Raw genomic sequence first — 16,292 nt, forward strand, 5'->3', positions numbered from 1 at the left:
GCGACTTACCGGTTCGTAATTGCTCCAGCGCCTTTTTCTGAAGGCGTTCATAATCAGGGTGTTGTTTGTCTAGCATAAAAAACTGCATTAAAGTTAACCTTTGACACAGTTCATTTTACAGCCTCTATTATGGAGGCGGCAAGGTGATTTTCGGCCTTAATCAGGCCTTATTTTGGCTTTAATTAGGCTTCCCGGCGGCCCGGATTAGGCTCGCTCCGGGCTTCGGGCAGGCTTCAAACAGGCTTATGGAAGGCAAATGGAAGGCTTATGGAAGGCTTCATGCAGGCTTCAGGCCAATACAAATTAAGGAATGTGGCGCGCCACGCATGTTGCGGGTGATCAGGTTATCAGGCCTTAGACATTTTGCCAGATTTTAAGTTTCACAAAAATTGGATGTACTGTTGCGGTTCGTTGTTTTTTTGATTAAAAAGTCCTTTACAGATGTCCACCTGATGTTTGAATATCTGTCGTTGTCATATTTTTGAAAAATAATTCTACCCTCCATCATATCTCTCATATATTGCATTCCTTGCCAGGCTGGATAAAGTTCATCTTTTGACGGAGAAATAAATCTTGTTAAGGTGATAACAGCATTTAGAAGGCGGATGCCTCCTGGTCTAAATAATTTATACTTTTCATTGGTAAGTTCAGTAAGCAATTTCACAAAGTCGTTACATGAAAGTCTGTCACCAGCGATTCTAAGGAATCTTGGTGTTTTGTTGTCAATGGCTGCTTCAGCTGTGAATTCTGCAACGTTATTAGTAGTTGTAAATTCTATGATTTGATTTGGATTGCCCCAACAAAGAATGCGTTTTTGTTTAAACATAATCAAAGGCATATCTGTAGTCAATAAATCCATAAAAGGACCGTTAAATATAGTTGTTGCTTTGATAGGGGTTGTTTCAAGATATCTGTGAAACTCTCGTCTTAAATCTAAATTTCTGTTTTGACCTTCTTTTAAGTTCGTGAAATCACTTGAATAATCGCTTGGTATAAATCGTGAAACATTTGCTTCAATGGCAGCGTCTAAGAAAACACGTTGAGCATCAATAATAGTCTTCCTTAAGCCGGCTAAAGCAGATACAAGGCAATGTGCACCAATGCAATGTTTTGAAACCTCGGATATATTGCTAGTGTTTACCTGAAAAACATTGACACCTTTTTTCTCTAAATCTTTTATTTTTTTAAGGTCCGTTTCCAGACGGACAATTGCTCTTACTTCTGCTCCTTTATCTAATAAGGCAGTTACAATTTTGCCACCTAAATTTCCTGTCGCACCTGCTACTACTATTATTTTCCTCATCCTACTCTTTTAGTTTGTTAGTCTTTAATATTTAGTTAGGTGTCGTCAGTTACAATGACCGATAAAGTTTTGCATTGCCGCAGGTGGGGATATGTAACGTTATTTTTTTGTTTCGAGTTGATTGTTCAAACTTAATGCGTCAGGAAAACCCCATTGCTCCGCTATTTTACCGTTTGCTATTCTGAAAATAGAAGTTTCATAGATAGTAACTTTTTTTCCAGTCGAGTCAAGTTCATTAAATGTTCCCTGTTGAGTACCTGTCGATTTATATCTTGTTACCACTTTGTCGCCTTCACTTATCATGTCAACAATTTCTTCTTTCCAGTCTGGAAATGATTTTCTATGACTTGTAATTGAACTATTTGCCCCTTCAATTCCTTTCCACTCAATTCCGTTTATAAAGTGGCGGACAAAATCTGGTGCTAATATTTTGTTTAATTCTGTCACTTGTCCGTTACTCCATACTTCATGATATTTTTTAACAACGTCACGGTTAGCGTCCAAGTTAATTTCTTGTTTATTTAAACTACAACTGTAAATAAAGATACTGGCTGTAAGAAGCAAAACTGAGAAGAAAGTTTTTTCATTTTAGTTTTTGTTTAAATGATATTTTATTAGTTATTCCTTATGCCAGCATTGCGGCAAACCTGATGTTATTCGCTTTTCGCACGAACTTCAAAATATTTCTTTAGTGTCTCGAAAATTACAGTGTTGTCTCCGGAAATATATTGCAACGGGATTATAAAAGGAGTGTTGTATGAGAAATTGCTAAACCGTCCTAATAATTTTTGCCACATATTTTGATCACTATAGAAAGCGTCTTTGTCAATTAAGTCTATTGCAATGCCAGAAGAAAAAGAACGAGAAAAGTTTACTTGTCGCACATTTTGAACATTGCTCCAATAGACTTTTCTATTTCTAATATTGTCAACAAGGCAATCTTTGTTTAGCTCAAGCGCAATTTGTCCTTTAATTGCCGGAATAAAATATTTTATGCAAACAACAATGATTAGTACAATCATGAAAATGTCAAAGTAGCGCATAATGGCAATTTCTTCAGGGTCGCTTAGCTGAAATGTCCTGATAACAAAAATGAAAAGAACAATAGAAAGCATTGATAATGTCAGGTAAGCAAACACTTTATTATATGTCAACTGAATTGTGTCGCTCATAAAGTTGCGCATAACGTCCGGGCTTAGCGACGTGGCGATATTCCGTGTTACGTAAGCCGGGACTGGTGCTGATCAAAGATATGAAGAAGAAAATATATTCTATAGCTGGGTTTTATTCGTCAGATTGATATGTCGCCGAGCAATGTTATATCGATCAGGATTTATTCGTTAAGCCGCCATGACGCCAAACCCCTTGTTGGCTGCGGTAAAATTTTTGTATTCCTCTTATTAATTAATACCAAAGCCATTGAACTTTACCTCTGTCTTTGTTCAAGGGCATCATCTCGATATTAATTTTTTTTGCCGAAATATAAACTGAGTCTATACCAAAAACACCCTTAAAGTTGTATTGATCTGAACTTTGGATATAATGGAGCGATGACTTAAATAAGCTGTCATATGGACTCTTTAACTCCACAATTTTCTTTGTGGTATCAATTTTTGCAATAAAAACCGATGTTGAGTCATTGCAAAACCGAATGGTAGCATAACCATCCATCATAGCCAGCTTTGTCCATTTCGTATTTCCATCATCAATTCTCAACTTTTCATTTGTATTCTGAAACCTATTTATTTCATAAATGCCATTTAATACTGATTTCATTGAGGCAGTTCGTCTCTGCCTGGCGTGCCATTTATCATTGACATAAACGAAAAAAACATAAGTAATGAGGATAAACTTCAAAATTAACAATGCAGGTCTGAATTTTGATTCTATAATCAGCATGTCGCGCTTCTTCTGAATATCTGCATTCAGGAAAAAGAATTTTAGAAGCCTATCTAAGTCGGGGTAAAGTATAAAAATTCCGATTAGAATAAGGTGCAGTGTCATTGTTTTTACCTGCACATCATATCCAATATTCAGCATTAGTACGTTTAAAAGCACTGCGATGGACGCAATTGCTCCAATAACAGAAGTTCTCCTGAATAATAGCAAAGCCCCCGGTATAACTTCCAATAACCCTGCAAATAAATTATATGATCTTGAAGCCCCCATGAAATCCCATAACAAACTATGCACATTCAAATTACCGAGCGGTTGTATTAAATCATTCGGCCACGGTTCTGCAAACTGGATTCCAAATATTTTTGCAAACCCATAATCTAGCAACATGAAAGCGAGGTAATAGCGGGAGTAAATGTTAAGGTAAAAAAAGAGTTTTGATTGTCCCTTGCTGCCGGCCACAATTGTCCAAATAACTCCAATGGGTATTGACAACGCAAAATAAGTGACAACAGCAACATAAAGCCAGTAATTGTCATCCATTGTAATATTCCCATCGAATTCTTTATGAATGAAAATTTCATTTATAAGGTGAATAAGTTTTCCCGAAATATATTGGAGTGAGTCTACGAAAAATGTTATTACTGGAAATGAAAATTTAAAATAATTACTGATGAAAAGAAAATACAACAACAAGTACACCGGAAGGATATTTCGGCATGTACCTATAATTGAACTTTTGTCTAGCTTCATTAAATAATTCGAAAGTTTGAGAAATCGCAGCCAACGACCAGGGCTTTATGCTGTTGGTATATTTGCCAATGTCCTGCCCGGAACCGATGTTAAATTTATAAATTAAAGTTCATTCTTTTTACAGAAGTGCAAAAATGCTGGTCAAGCCCAAACTAAAGACTGGCTTTGCTTTTAGCTGAAGATTGTTGGTCAAGCCCAAATAGCATAAAACCCAATGTTAGCGGTTCGAGCATCTGTTTTAAATTCTATTCCCATTTTGTTTTGTCACTAAAGAACTTTTGAATAAAGCTCAAGCCTTTTGGCGAAAGACCTCCAAACTTCATTGCTGGTGAGAAGGGTCTCGAACTTGTCATGCCACACTCGTCAAGGCAGAAGTAAATCTTGCCTGAAACCTTGCCGTCTGCATTATATAGTCTGCAGTAATATTTGCTTTCATTTAGTTTCCATGTTGTTTCACCCCAATGAAAATTTGTTGTGTCATTACAGAAGTTAGTGAACCTGTCAACATATTCCGGTTTTAGTGTTTTACTTGTCAACGAACTTATCATTGGGATGTTTCTAAAGAGCTTTACTTTGGTAACCTTTTGTCTGGGAAATGCATACTGGCCGTCAAAGAAATACTGTCTGTACCGTTGCATTAATTTTTCTCCGTCGTCACCGTCTTGCCATTCAAAAGACCTTTTTTCCGAAGATGTCAAATCTCTATAGTCAGAATTGAAATAATCCTTTTTGTCTGCCCAATACCAAAACGCACAGATTCCGATAAGAATAAAAAGTACAATAAGAATTTTTCTAAGTCGCTTCATGAGTTCATGATGTCTGTTACTGCCTGACCGCTAACGTACATGCATTGGCAAAGGCACGGCATTTAATATTTGCTGCCTGGTACCAAAGCTAATCCTTTATAAATAGTTGATTGAATATTACTAATTTTCAGCAGAACCTCTGTCGCCGAAACAACCGTTGATCAGTGAAATTATCGACGATGCGTATTGAGTCCGCCGTGCTTTTGCTAATGCAAGGTTAGCGGTAGTTTTCTAATTTCCATTGTCATAGTTTTGAAAAAATAATCTGCAGGTTATTCTTAAACGAATCTTCAAAGCCGGCCTCACCCGACCGTTCCAATATACGGAGCTGCGCCTGCCATTTGGGATCCACAGATTGAATTGACCCTATAAAGGCAGGTGAACTGACATAATTCTTTGACAAATTGATCATCGCAGTTCGGTCATCGGCCTTTTTTGCCCGTTTAAGTTCTTCGATAAAACCACTTCTTTCAGTACGTAGTGGGATCAGGGTTGTTGCCAATGACTGATTGTTGGTTTGTAGTGGAGGACGTACGACGGCAAACCGCATTTCCACTGTGGGGTGGATGGTATATTTACTGCAACCCACATATTCGAATCGAATCAAGTACAAAAGGAGCGCCAACAAAATTCCGAACATTGGGCTCTACTGCAACCGGTGTGGCCCCCATTTTCTGACAGGCAATGATGGCACCTGAAACATGCTCATTTCCTGCCATTAAAATTGGATACACTCCAACTGATACATTTACATACACAGGCTTATCAGAATAACTATACCGAACACTGGTACTAACATCTGATTTGCCATTCTGGCTGTACTGCGGAGTCAGCGTAATAAACTCATCGTAGGCCTCCAAAGTTGTTGTAGCGTTTCCTAAGTAAATAAAATACTTATCGTAATATTCTTTGTCGTAAAAGCGGGGCGCTCCTATGGCCACATTCCGAATACAAACATGCCAGTTATCTGAATGAAACCATTTTTTACCGACCGGATCATAGGTTGATACCTGAATAGTAGACATAACTATTATAGCAGCTAGTCCATCTACGTTACTACCTAATGGACCAGCATTGAGAAATAAAATTCCACCTTCCGGATGGGATAACCGCGCAGTGGCCTGGATGGCTCCATACTGCGGGCCAAAAAGAGTACTGTCAAAAACATGCGTGAGGCCACTATACAGTGTAATCCCCCGCCCGGGAAATATGCTTTCATTCGGAGTTGAACCATAGCCAGTTACTCCTGCGAGCGAAATCTCACCGGTGGCGGGCACTGTTTGAACAACGCTTTGATGTAAAAATTTTATGTCGCCCCGCATAAGGGTGGGCTGGTTGTTTGCGGCAAAATCAATAACAGTTTCCTGGTCCGAAAAACCTATAAAATAATTTTTATCCTGCTGCGTAATAAAATTAAAACCTCCCTGGCAGCCTAACGGCGGACTTAAAAAAGGCACCCGGTCAATGCCATTTCCTTTACCACCCGTGCCGGGACCCTTTCTATTAGACATTATTTTTTTAATGCGATCAATATCCCTGCTGATATATCCATTCTTTTCAGCATTCAAAGCGTCACGCAACTGGCTCTTTACCCCATCCTCATGAATTTGCTTGCTACTAAATTGATTACAGGCTTTATGCCATGTTGCATTTAATTGTTCTTGCATACAAAAAGATTTAAGGTGTTAATGATAAGAATCAAACAGTAAATTGAGCCAATTCTTCCAGAATAGAACGGGTGAAAGTCCCGTTTTAGGAGGCTATTTTTCCCGAAACCTTTCTATCCTGTTTCCACATGTTCCTATACTTTTTATAGCATATTCCCGGCCTTTCCCAAGCGCTTAGTTGCATACCTGGAACCGAATGGCAGCGATTGGAAATATCTCTGCACGCAGCAGAATGCCACCTTGCCTGGCACGGTAGTGAAAATTGTCGCTACCGACCTGGCTGGCAATGCCGCTGAGTTGCAACAAACCCTATAGTCATGGAACTGCTCTTACAACGGACGTACTACGAAACGGGTACGAACGGCATATTACGCATCCTTGATGATATCCTATGCTATACGATTGAGTTACCCTGGCGGAACAATGCGCCTATGAAATCCTGTATTCCCAAAGGCAGGTACCCCGTGGTACTGAGGTACAGTCCACGCCACAAGAATCACCTGCTACTGAAGGATACCGGGATCCGGAAACTGATACTCATCCACCGGGCCAACAATGCCCGGACTGAGTTGAAGGGTTGCATTGCCACCGTTACGGAACTCACGGGACCGGGCATGGGAAAGGGTTCAGGAAAAGCTTTCAACAAGTTGCTGGACCTGGTATTTATTGCACTCAAAGACAACAAGCCGGTATGGATTACGCTGGAGGAAATGCCGGCCATTATTAACCTTTAAATGGACAATGCTATGAAACAAACCGAGATCGACAGACTTAGCCTGGTGGAAAGGGCCAACGCCCCTACGCCATCATTCTTTGTAAAGCTGCGAAACATTGGCATGGCGCTGGCAGCGATCAGTGCCGCCATCATTGCAGCCCCTGTGGCGCTTCCGGCCATTGTGACCACCATTGCCAGCTACCTAGCGGTAGCAGGTACGGTAGCCACGGCCGTTAGCCAGATTACCGTGCAGGGATAAGCGATCAGGAAATCCCTGTGAAAAGCCAGCCCTGGCAAGCATTGGCCGGGGCTTTATTAAAAAAAGCAAGTATGAAACCACTACATCTTCCCCCCACCATAAAAATGCCCACTCCGGCAGAACCTGCAAATCTTGTGGAAGGGTATACCATTAGTCCAGACGACGATGATTTATTACCAAATACCTTCCTGGCACAAATCAACATCAACAATGAAAACTTATGGTCACTTTGCAGAGTCCTGATATTACAGTTACCGGAAGAAGTATGCATGGTTTTTGGCCCAGGTAAAGAAGATTATTCGCTGGGTGATGCGATGGATAAGATGCACTTATTAAATGAACTCGAACCCTTTCATCTTGAACTATCGCAAGACCCCGACCTGCAATTTTCCATTTTCTACCAGGATGAAGATTATTACGAACATGTAATGGTAACACAAGAAAAATACATCCATTATTGGGGCATGAATGAAGTACGATTCAGGAATACCATGAAATATTTTGGCCTTGCTGAAGTAGAAGGCTTAAACTTTATAGATGAATACCCGCTGGAAACGGAAAAGCTCGGGCTAATAAATCCAAATGCAACGGAAACAGAGGATTTGCTGGAACATTTGGAGGTGGTAATGAAGGGGCTGTAATCAATTCAACAATAGAAAATATCTTAGCATTTGAAATTCAATTATAAAAATTAATCTATTTAGAAAATATTCTTCCTCTAAAATCGTTTAACGGAAAAACCTATTTCATGAAATTTTTCTTTACCGCCATTTTATCAATTATTAGCATTTCTGGATTTACTCAAAATACAACACAGGAAGAATATTTATACCTAGTAAAAGGCTATAAAACTACGATTGAAAGTGGATTAGACATAAAAAAAGGCTATTCTATTTCCGATACCGTATCATTTACAACTCAAGGCAATAAATATGGTTTTACCTTTATGAACCTAATACGACAAAATAATAAATCCCTTGCCGGAACGATAATTCTTGCATATAGTTCAATTTCCGATAAGCACTATTTTTTAGGTATGGAAGCTGCTAGCGAAGGAAATCAAATTGATTTAGAAAATACCTTGATGAAGCAGATAACTGATTATGGGTGGGATACCCAAATAAAAAATGCATTTATTCAAGCATTGGCAGAATACCTAGCAATTAAACTAACTGACAAGAAATCAGTAAGGATTGCAATTACAGGTAGGTGACATATGCGTGTTATGATTTCATTTTAACCTTCGTTGACTCTAAAGTCTAATACAAAAAGGGATGGAACAGTCTTTAACTTTTTTGCAACCCAGTAGGTTTGCTCAAAACTGGACTTCTCTACAATAATTACATTATAGTTCAACACCCTTTCCTTTAAAAATAATATTAGTCTTCAGATGCACTTTAATTAAATATTAATGAGGATTGCCTTTATGATATAAATTTATCCAATAGCCATTTTCGCGGAATCTTTCCAAAGATATGGCGGCATTGGCTCTGACAACTCCCATACAATGTTCATAGGCTTAGAACCGTTGTGTTCCACTAGCTTTGCTTCACCCAAAAAAACTGAAGCCATAGTATTTTTATATTCATCTTCCTTTTTCTCACGTACAAAAAGCAATATTCGTCTTTCAAGCTTAACGTGATTTATGTACAATTGCCCCTTCACGGATTCCGGTTTAACTGAATTTTGAGACTGCCATTGAAACAAAATATCATTTATCGCAAAATCATCATACAATGTGGTTGGCGAGAAATCTTTATCCGATTTATCCAGTGTAATAAAAAGCAACTCCGTATTTTTTTCCACAGAGTACGCTACTCCTTCCCTAATTTCACTTCTTTTATTAAAAGTGTGAAAACCAAATGCTGCCAAAATCTGATCTCGGGTATACCTGCTATGCAGTTTTAAAGGTTGTGGATATGGCAGACGAATATTTATTTCCAAAAAATCAATCCTATCTATCAATATTTCCATTAATTCTATAATCTCATTAACCAATAACCTATTTCTACCTAAATACATTATACTTTCCGCAAGAGAACTAAATTTGCCTGGTTCCTGCCATACATCGTAATATAGCATCAAACACATCGTCTTTTCATCCACAGTAAAGCTTTCGAAATCAAAATTGAAGTTTCTTTTGGCCAATGTTAGAATAAATTGAAAATAGGTATATGAATTACACGAAAGCCACTTTTTACTTACCGCTCTAAATAATTCACTGTCGTAATCTGGGTCGTAATCTTCAATCTGCTCGGCCAATACACATAATCTACTCCAATTTGAATTTTTGTATATCAGTTGTAAATTAATATGATAAAAATTAGAAAAATTCTTCAGTGAAAGAGGCAGTGAAGTTTGATTTTCAAAATTCCTGATCTTATTAACCAGTTGATTTTTATTTAAGGAAGTTGCATTCCGGATGTTTTGTAATATGTACTCTTTTGCCTTCTTCTCAAGAATAATGGAACATCCTAATGGCAAGTGCGGAAATTCATCCTCCAATTCCTTTAGTATTGATGTATTGGTTTTTCCTATCAATGCTCGAAACTTACCATCAAAATCATACTCCGGCCTTGAGTTACCTACAAAATCCAAGACTGTCAAACAATCTTTCCCATCAGCCAATCTCAAACCACGGCCAAGTTGTTGCAAAAAAACTGTTAGGCTTTCTGTTGGTCTAAGAAATAGCACAGTATCAATTTCAGGAATATCAACACCTTCATTATAAATATCTACCACAAAAAGGTAATTGATTTCCTTTCTTATTAATTTACTTCGCATGCCGTCTCTCAAATCACGGATTGAATCACTAACGAGGTAATCGGACTTCAATCCAGCCAATGCAAATTTTTCTGCCATATACTTAGCGTGTTCTTGAGAAATACAAAAACACAACGCTTTTACATCGGTCAAATCATTTAGATATTTATTTAAATTTTCTATTATCTGGCCAACTCTTTTATCATTCTGGGTGTAAATTTTTGTCAGTTCTCCAGGCACATATTTCCCATTTTTCCAGGTTACCCTTGACAAATCAATGCTATCTGTAATCCCGAAATATTGAAATGGACAAAGCAACTTTCTATTCAACGCTTCTGGCAACCTTATTTCAGCGGCTATTGAATCACAAAAATCCTTAGTAATATCCTCGCCATCCATTCTCTCTGGTGTAGCTGTTAACCCTAAAAGGATATTTGGCCCAAATCGGTTCAAAACTGGCCGGTAGCTTGAAGCTGCAATATGATGAACCTCATCAATAATTATGAAATCATAAAAATTAGGAGAAAGTGTAAGAGATTCTATCCTATTATTTAAGGTTTGAACTGAAGCAAAAATACAATCATATTTCCCTGGAGAAATGCCATCAACCCATAACTCTCCAAAATTATTATCCTTTAGAATTCCACGAAATGTTTCAAGGGCTTGTTGCAAAATTTCCTTACGGTGGGCTATAAATAAAAGTCTAGCACTAGAGTGCTTACTTTTATAATTTTTATAATCAAATGCTGAGATAACCGTCTTTCCAGTGCCAGTCGCTGCTACAATTAAATTCCTATATCGATTGTGTACTTGCCGTTCAGTTTCTAATTTTTCCAGGATTTCATTTTGAAAAGGATGTGGAGTTATATCAAAATAGACTAAGGATTTTTTTCTATCGGTTAATTTTTCATTGCTAAGCGCTGATTTTAATTTTTCGCTGTGCATTTCAGTTTCAAAACGCTCAAACTCCTTATCATGCCAATATGTTTCAAATGTTTTCAGGAATTTATCGATTATATGACCTACTTCCTGTGTTGTAACCTTTACATTCCATTCTAATCCATTAGTTAATGCAGATCGTGAAATATTTGAAGATCCAATATACCCTGTATGGAATCCAGTATTTCTTAAAAACAAATAGGCCTTTGCATGCAATCGTTCATTATCAGTATTGTATGAAACTTTAATCTCAGTGTTCTTTAAAGTTGATAAATATTCAACTGCCTTAAAATCAGTTGCGCCCATATAAGAGGTGGTAATAATATTTAATTGGCCGCCCCGCTCTGTAAATTCAAGGAGTTCATCTTTAAATATTCTTATGCCTGTCCATTTTATAAATGAAACAAGAAAATTGATCCTATCAGATGACAGTATTTCTTTTTTTATTTCACTTTCTAGAGATATTCCTACGTTACTACCAGTGAACAGTTCACTTTGTGATAACCCAGTATATGGTGTGATTTTTTTTAGGTGTTTTTCTAAATTTGAAAATTTTGAATCCATTTTTGGAAATACTGCCGAAAGGATCTTTCCTTGTGCCACTATTAAGTCATCTTCGAATTCCTCGTCTTTTAATTGAGTGATAAATACTCTAATAACACTATTTGCAAGATCAATTTGTTTTTCTATACTATTATCACCACTAATTTGATTTAGTGCTATGCGCATTATATTTGAAAGATAGTGCGATAACACCTGCGCTGCTTCGGCTTTACCAATTTCATTTTCTTGAACATAAAACTTATCTCTGTCAATTTCATTTAGTCTGGAAAATATATACTTATTAATAAGCTGCTCATACAGGCCAAAATTAGTCATGATAAACATTTAAAAAATTCTCCAATACTGGCATGTCCGCTGCTGCCCAATCTAAACCCTTTAGCTCATCCTTCCTAAGCCATTTAAATGCCTTATGCTCAGCTAATATTAATTCGCCTTTTAAATACTTTGCTATAAAGGGATATAGCTTTATTGAAAACATACCATAATCAAACTCTCCGTTATCAATTTTCAATTCCACCTCTATTTCAATATTCAATTCTTCCTTTATTTCTCTTTTAATACAATTTTCGGCTGTTTCATTTTCCTCAATTTTCCCACCAGGAAACTCCCATTTTAATGGAAGCTTCATTTGTTCGCTTCTCTGAACAACTAAAATCTTATTATCCTTAATAATTATTGCACAAGCAACATCTATCATATAAAAAAGCAATAAAAGTTCAATACTGATTAATATAGAAAATTTTATTTGCCGTACTCACTCCTTCACCCCCACCACCGTCAGCTTCTTCTCCCTTGCCACCTCATTAAACTTCACCAGATCTTCCTTCTTCAACTTCGACAGTTTCGCTAACTCAACATCACACTTCCCGGCTATATCTGCATACACTTCACGCGACTGTTTCGACGGGGCCATATGGCCACTGTTGGCAGTTCCAAATACACCGGCGAGTTTGTCGTTCAGGCGTATAGGAAAGTTCAGCACGTCCTGGCCACTCTTGGCCCTGGTCTGGTAAAGGGCTTCTTCTATCAACGTGAGTTGCTTCGAAAGGGTATCGGCGGCGGACTTCACATCAGCCGGACAATCCTTGCCCTGGCGCGCTACGAAATCGGTGAGCTGGCTGCGGATGGAACGGATATCCTTGATGCCTTTCTGCACTTCATTGAACTTGTCCTGCACCTGCTTCAGGAAGGCAAACTGCGCAGCATAATCAGCGGGACTTATCTTGTATACGGGATCTGCTTTTACTACAAAGGGCAGCTCCGTGCTATCCTTCCCTACTTTCACTTTCGCGTAATAGTTTCCGGGCGGCGCTAATATCTCACCGGGCACACCATTCCAGAGGATCATGCCGTCTATTTTCTCCCCGGCCGGATATAAAAGGTTCCAGGCGAAACGGTTCATGCCCTGCCTGATGTCTAATTTGTTTTCCTTATCATCGGGCGTAAATGTTTTTATGGCTTTATGGCCTTCATCGTAAATGGTGATCGCTGAGGCGGACACTGCACTGTCTTTCACATAGTAGTTGATCACCGCGCCCGGCATCGGGTTGGCGCCGGCTATCGTTGGCGGACTGCTCCGGAATTCACCACCGCCCGATTGCATCCGCAATACTTCATTCAACGGGAATACATGCAGGGGTTTATTGACGATCGCCGCATCATACTGCTGCACGGTAGTCAGGTCATCCAGCACCCAAAAGGCGCGGCCCTGCGTGGCTACCACAAGGTCATTGTCCTTGATGGTAAGGTCGGTAATGGGCACTACCGGCAGGTTCAGCTGGAAGGGTTTCCAGTTCGCGCCATCATCATAACTGATATACATCCCGAACTCGGTACCGGCATAGAGCAGGCCATCGCGCTTTTTGTCGGCCCGCATCACGCGGGTAAAATGCAATGGTGCGATACCGTTAGTAACCAGGGTCCATGTCTTGCCGTAGTCTGTTGTCTTGTAGATATAAGGCGTATAATCATCCAGCTTATAGCGCGTGCCGGTGATATAGGCCACGCCCTTTTTCGTTGGGTGGGTTTCAATGGCATTCCACATCATCCACTTGGGCGCTGCAGGCGGGGTAACATTCGCCCAGTTCTTGCCACCATCGCGGCTTACATACACCAGTCCGTCGTCGGAGCCGGTCCACAGCAGGTCCTTCTCCAGCGCAGATTCCGCGGCGGTGAAAATGGTACAATAGTATTCAACAGAGGTATTGTCCTGCGTAATGGGGCCACCGCTTGATTTCTGTTTGTTCTTGTCATTGGTGGTGAGGTCGGGCGAGATCTGCTCCCAGCTTGCGCCTTCGTTCTCGGTTACAAATAATGCATTGGCCGCGCAATACAAACGCTTAGGGTTATGCGGGGAAAAGAAGATCGGGAAATTCCATTGGAACCGGAAGCGCTGTACATCAGCACCTGCGCCGGTCGGGTTATCGGGCCATACCGAGATCGCGCGGTTCTCGCCGGTACGATGGTCCAGCCGGCTCAGGTAACCGCCGTAATTGCCGCCATACACGATATCGGGGTTCAGGGGATCCGCAATCACATAGCCGCTCTCAAAGCCCGCCGTAGAGCTCCAGTCGCTGGCTGTAATGGCCGATCCGCTGCTGCGGCTCCTGATGCGCACGGTACTATTGTCCTGCTGCGCGCCTAAGATGCGGTAAGGAAAACTATTGTCTGTGCTCACGCGGTAAAACTGTGCCGTGGGCTGGTTATCATAGGTACTCCAGTTCGCACCGCCATCATAACTGATCTGACCGCCGCCGTCATCGGCTACGATCATGCGGTTGCCGTCTTCCGGGTCAATCCACAGGTCGTGGTGATCGCCGTGCGGCGTATTCACCTTTGTAAATGTTTTGCCGCCATCCACGCTTTTATTGATTTCCGTATTCAGCACGTAGAGCTCGTTCTCATTCTTCGGGTCAACAAAGACCTTGCTGTAATACCAGGCCCGCTGCCGGATATCGCCGCTGCTGTTCTGGAGGGTCCAGGTTTCACCGGCATCGGCACTTTCAAATAGTCCGCCGTTAGCATTTTCTACCAGGCTGTAAATTTTATCGGGATCTGATGGCGCCACTGCAACACCCACTATGCCCCAGACTCCTTTGGGCAATCCCTTCGCTGCGGAAATATTTTTCCAGGTTTCACCGCCATCGGTACTCTTCCAGAGCCCGGAGCCCTCGCCGCCACTTTCCATGCTATAAGGGGTGCGGATCACGCGCCAGGTGCCGGCATAAAATGTTGTCGGGTTACCGGGTTCCATCACCAGGTCACTGGCCCCGGTCTGGTTATTAATATAGAGGGTCTTTTTCCAGGTCTTGCCGCCATCGGTTGTCTTGAACACGCCGCGCTCTTCACTGGGCCCGAACAAATGGCCAATCACGGCTACCCAAACGATATCGGGATTGCGGGGGTGGATCACTATCCGGATGATATGCCGGCTATCTTTCAGCCCGATATTTTTCCAGCTGCGGCCGCCGTCTTCACTGCGCCACATGCCACCGAGGCCTTCGGATACATTACCCCTTAAGGTATTCTCGCCTTCGCCGGCGTAGAGAACGTTCTCATCGGATGGGGCAACGGCAATGGCGCCCATGGAGCCGCCGAAGTATTTGTCACTGATGTTTTTCCAGTTGCTGCCGCCGTCGGCTGTCTTCCATACCCCGCCGCCGGTGGACGCCATGTAGAACAGCTGCCTGTTTTTATAGGATCCCGTAACCGCGCCGGAACGCCCGCCGCGGAAGGGACCAACGAGGCGGTATTTGGTGGTGGAGAATAAAACTGAGTCTGCTTTGGTTATGGGTGCTGCCGGTGTTGGTGTTTTCTTTTTCTGTGCAACAAGGGAAACTGACAGGCAGGTAAAAATGGCGAAGATGGCTATTCTCATGTGCTGTAAAGATTTACGATGATGAAAATAGGCACAAATGCGCAAAAGAATCGTTGTATTATTCAATTACCACCAAACCGTCAATCCTGGCGAAATGCTTCCAGTTCAATGTGGCAGGCGGAATCTGAAATTGTACCGCAGTAGCTGCAATAAAAAGATCAGGAATGTCAATTTGTTTCCTTTTACGTTTTAACTCTTTATTTATGTCAACTGCTTTATCTACTGTTTTTTCGTCAAAAGGAAATACAGTTATTCTTTGCAGGACACTGTCCCAAAATGTCAATTGACTTGTGGTAGCTCCGGAGTAAATTTCAAACTTTGATATAACGGAAATGGCAAATTCATATTCTTGCCGAACCAATGCCATCCATGCTGAATTTGCTTTGTTTGTCTTGCGGTAAAAATCAATTAGAATTGAGGTATCAACCAATATCAATTTGTCCGCCATTGGCTGATTGCTTTTCTATTACTTTCAATAATCTCTAATTGCTTTTCCGTTGCTACCGGCCCATTCATAAGTATAGTCTCTAAATCAGCTTTAGATTTATTAACTTTTCTTTTCTTGCCAATTTCGGCCTTAAGTAGCTTTAACTGACCAGCTGGCAGCGTCTTTACAATTTCGAGTAGTTGTTCGAATTCTATGTCTACCTGTACCTGCATACAGTAAATTTAATGAAGTTTTCCCGATCCGCAAACTGCCGGAAACGTAACGCAGATCGTGATGTAAGCCTCCCCTAAAACTGGACTTAA

Annotated in this window: 16 protein-coding genes; 4 read left to right on the forward strand and 12 right to left on the reverse strand. The window is 40.6% G+C overall.

What is annotated here, in order from left to right; translation table 11 throughout:
• Positions 1-373: 373 nt before the first annotated feature.
• The 7 genes from LAQ65_RS14670 to LAQ65_RS14700 form a co-directional block, all read right to left on the reverse strand.
• Positions 374-1,303 carry an NmrA family NAD(P)-binding protein gene (locus LAQ65_RS14670; protein ID WP_224117743.1) on the reverse strand — a complete coding sequence of 310 codons (930 nt, stop codon included), beginning with the start codon at positions 1,301-1,303 and terminating at the stop codon, positions 374-376.
• Positions 1,304-1,402: 99 nt separating this feature from the next.
• Complete coding sequence (locus tag LAQ65_RS14675) at positions 1,403-1,807, reverse strand: ester cyclase (protein ID WP_224117744.1); 405 nt, start codon at positions 1,805-1,807, stop codon at positions 1,403-1,405.
• A gap of 149 nt (positions 1,808-1,956) precedes the next feature.
• A complete protein-coding gene (locus tag LAQ65_RS14680) occupies positions 1,957-2,475 on the reverse strand; it encodes an STM3941 family protein (protein WP_224117745.1) in 519 nt (172 codons plus the stop codon).
• A 232-nt stretch (positions 2,476-2,707) separates the two neighbouring features.
• A complete protein-coding gene (locus LAQ65_RS14685; RefSeq protein WP_224117746.1) occupies positions 2,708-3,742 on the reverse strand; it encodes a hypothetical protein in 1,035 nt (344 codons plus the stop codon).
• A 455-nt stretch (positions 3,743-4,197) separates the two neighbouring features.
• The gene (locus tag LAQ65_RS14690) at positions 4,198-4,758 is read right to left on the reverse strand and encodes a hypothetical protein (RefSeq protein ID WP_224117747.1); all 561 of its coding nucleotides are present in this window, start codon (positions 4,756-4,758) and stop codon (positions 4,198-4,200) included.
• Between the two features lie 244 nt (positions 4,759-5,002).
• The gene (locus LAQ65_RS14695) at positions 5,003-5,260 is read right to left on the reverse strand and encodes a hypothetical protein (protein ID WP_224117748.1); all 258 of its coding nucleotides are present in this window, start codon (positions 5,258-5,260) and stop codon (positions 5,003-5,005) included.
• 73 nt (positions 5,261-5,333) lie between these two features.
• A complete protein-coding gene (locus tag LAQ65_RS14700; protein WP_224117749.1) occupies positions 5,334-6,425 on the reverse strand; it encodes a hypothetical protein in 1,092 nt (363 codons plus the stop codon).
• A 317-nt stretch (positions 6,426-6,742) separates the two neighbouring features.
• Between LAQ65_RS14700 and LAQ65_RS14705 the strand changes: the two genes are divergently transcribed.
• From LAQ65_RS14705 to LAQ65_RS14720, 4 genes are all read left to right on the forward strand, one after another.
• Positions 6,743-7,159: a DUF5675 family protein gene (locus tag LAQ65_RS14705; RefSeq protein WP_224117750.1), complete on the forward strand. Its 417-nt coding sequence runs from the start codon at positions 6,743-6,745 to the stop codon at positions 7,157-7,159.
• Positions 7,160-7,171: 12 nt separating this feature from the next.
• Positions 7,172-7,399 carry a hypothetical protein gene (locus tag LAQ65_RS14710; RefSeq protein WP_224117751.1) on the forward strand — a complete coding sequence of 76 codons (228 nt, stop codon included), beginning with the start codon at positions 7,172-7,174 and terminating at the stop codon, positions 7,397-7,399.
• A 71-nt stretch (positions 7,400-7,470) separates the two neighbouring features.
• Entirely contained in the window at positions 7,471-8,040 is a 570-nt protein-coding gene (locus LAQ65_RS14715) for a hypothetical protein (RefSeq protein ID WP_224117752.1), read from the forward strand.
• Positions 8,041-8,147: 107 nt separating this feature from the next.
• Positions 8,148-8,612 carry a hypothetical protein gene (locus LAQ65_RS14720; RefSeq protein ID WP_224117753.1) on the forward strand — a complete coding sequence of 155 codons (465 nt, stop codon included), beginning with the start codon at positions 8,148-8,150 and terminating at the stop codon, positions 8,610-8,612.
• A gap of 224 nt (positions 8,613-8,836) precedes the next feature.
• On the opposite strand, the gene LAQ65_RS14725 is transcribed toward LAQ65_RS14720, so the two are convergent.
• Genes LAQ65_RS14725 through LAQ65_RS14745 form a run of 5 tightly spaced genes read right to left on the reverse strand, consistent with a single transcriptional unit; the run spans position 8,837 to position 16,202 of the window.
• The gene (locus LAQ65_RS14725) at positions 8,837-11,980 is read right to left on the reverse strand and encodes a DUF3427 domain-containing protein (RefSeq protein ID WP_224117754.1); all 3,144 of its coding nucleotides are present in this window, start codon (positions 11,978-11,980) and stop codon (positions 8,837-8,839) included.
• Positions 11,973-12,362, reverse strand: coding sequence for a (deoxy)nucleoside triphosphate pyrophosphohydrolase (locus tag LAQ65_RS14730; protein ID WP_224117755.1), 390 nt, complete (start codon positions 12,360-12,362; stop codon positions 11,973-11,975). The genes LAQ65_RS14725 and LAQ65_RS14730 overlap by 8 nt, the downstream gene beginning before the upstream one ends.
• Positions 12,363-12,419: 57 nt before the next feature.
• Positions 12,420-15,542, reverse strand: a complete 3,123-nt coding sequence (locus LAQ65_RS14735; protein ID WP_224117756.1) for a VPS10 domain-containing protein — start codon at positions 15,540-15,542, stop codon at positions 12,420-12,422.
• Positions 15,543-15,600: 58 nt separating this feature from the next.
• On the reverse strand, positions 15,601-15,990 hold the full coding sequence (locus LAQ65_RS14740; protein ID WP_224117757.1) for a type II toxin-antitoxin system VapC family toxin: 390 nt from the start codon (positions 15,988-15,990) through the stop codon (positions 15,601-15,603).
• Positions 15,975-16,202: a hypothetical protein gene (locus LAQ65_RS14745; protein ID WP_224117758.1), complete on the reverse strand. Its 228-nt coding sequence runs from the start codon at positions 16,200-16,202 to the stop codon at positions 15,975-15,977. Before LAQ65_RS14745 ends, LAQ65_RS14740 begins: the two co-directional genes overlap by 16 nt.
• Positions 16,203-16,292: the final 90 nt, after the last annotated feature.

This window comes from Flavihumibacter profundi, from assembly GCF_020076305.1.
In the GTDB taxonomy this organism is placed as follows: domain Bacteria; phylum Bacteroidota; class Bacteroidia; order Chitinophagales; family Chitinophagaceae; genus Flavihumibacter; species Flavihumibacter profundi.